Source organism: Halorhodospira sp. M38 (genome assembly GCF_022227985.1).
GTDB lineage: Bacteria > Pseudomonadota > Gammaproteobacteria > Nitrococcales > Halorhodospiraceae > Halorhodospira > Halorhodospira halophila_A.
In genome coordinates this window covers 1-601 of record NZ_JAJNQP010000086.1, presented here as the reverse complement: position 1 = coordinate 601, position 601 = coordinate 1, and the positions used below count along the sequence as shown (strand labels likewise).

Sequence of the window (601 nt, the reverse complement as noted above, 5' to 3'; positions counted from 1 at the left end):
TGCCCGGACAGGTACGGCCTGCGCCGCTGCCCTTAGCTCCGCGGCAATCTCCTCACGCAGCGCGTGCGGCTCAAGAACCTGCACGGCCTGACCAAAGCCGAGCAGCCACCAGCGCAGTTGCGCGGTCAGCGGAACCGACGCCCGCAGGGTGTACCAGCCGTCGTCGCAGGGCTCGATCACCTGATCCGCGGCTAGGGGCGCCTCGCCCAAGTGCTCGGCGACACCGGCGCTGATCCGTAGCTGCAGATCGATGGGCTCGCTTTGCTCGGGGAGGTCGAAGGCACGCTTCTCCTCAATGTAAGCATCGACGTCGAACCCCTCGGGAGCGACGACCGGATCGTCGAGCAGTTCTGCCGCCTCGACGCGATGCAGGGCGAGCTGACGGACATCCGTGTAATCGCGGAGTGTCGCAGCCAGGTAGGTGACCGGGTCACGCACTACCAGCGCGAGCGGATGCACCCGGTAGCTCTTCAGTTCATTGCCGCGGCTGCGTGCTCGGTAATGGACATACAGTTGACGCCCTTCGAGCAGCCCCTGGCAGACCCGGTCGTACACCTCCGGATCGATGGGCGGCGCCAGCAGCGGCTGCGAGCGGCTGATG

At 66.7% G+C, this 601-nt stretch carries 1 protein-coding gene; it reads right to left on the bottom strand.

Annotated elements, in window-relative coordinates:
* Positions 1 to 601: helix-turn-helix transcriptional regulator (locus tag LRA98_RS12895; RefSeq protein WP_238634284.1), on the bottom strand; the 601-nt coding region annotated here is incomplete at both ends.